The sequence below is a fragment of the Photobacterium andalusiense genome (assembly GCF_900185625.1).
Lineage (GTDB): Bacteria > Pseudomonadota > Gammaproteobacteria > Enterobacterales > Vibrionaceae > Photobacterium > Photobacterium aquimaris.
On record NZ_FYAJ01000048.1, the window covers coordinates 1 to 819 of the forward strand.

The 819-nt window shown below is 43.0% G+C and carries 1 protein-coding gene; it reads left to right on the forward strand.

All coding sequences use genetic code 11. The features are described 5' to 3' along the window. Nucleotides 1-819: hypothetical protein (locus PAND9192_RS20365; protein ID WP_144018120.1), on the forward strand; the 819-nt coding region annotated here is incomplete at both ends.

Consider the following 819-nt stretch of genomic DNA (forward strand, 5'->3'; position numbering starts at 1 on the left):
GTGATGTCAGCGTCGAGATGTCGATTACTCAGCAATTACCGCTAGATCATTTGAGTGCCGACGGTACTTATGTTGATGTTAATGGCGGTGATCTTACCATTAATGTACCTGTTCAAATGCAAGATACTGATGGTGATGCATTGCAACAACCCGTTGATGTGGTTGTGACGATTAAAGATGGCGCTAATCCTGAATTTGGTACTGATAAAGGTACCACCATTGTTGAAACCGAAACAGGGGTAACAGCCAGCGGTAAGATCCCATTAGATGTGGGCTCTGATGACATTGCGCATATTGATTTTGCTCAGTCTCAGCCATCACTTGATGGCATTGTCTCAAATAATCAAGCGACCCGTTATAGCGTTGATGGTAATGAGATTAAGGTCGTGATTGACGGTGGCACAAATGATGGTGAAGCGGTTCTAACGATCACAATTGGTAATGATGGCAGTTATATTGTTGAACAACATCAACCGATTGAACAAGATAATGCAGCAGGTGATAGCGTTAATATTGAGCTTGGTGTGGTGGCCACAGATGATGATGGTGATAGCAGTAATACGGGTCAATTAGAGATCCATATTAAAGATGGTTTAAATCCTACAGGTGAAGGCGTTCAAGCCAATATTACCATTACTGAAGGTGATTTAATCCCTCAAGCAGGTGAGCAAGGCTACCCTGTTGTTGGCACGGGACACTTTACCGTTGATGCAACAGATGATGCGTTAGTCGCAACGTCATTAACGATCACTGACAACGTTAAAACGGCATTATTGACCGAATTAAATGGTCTTACTTCTGGCGGAGACACATTAACCT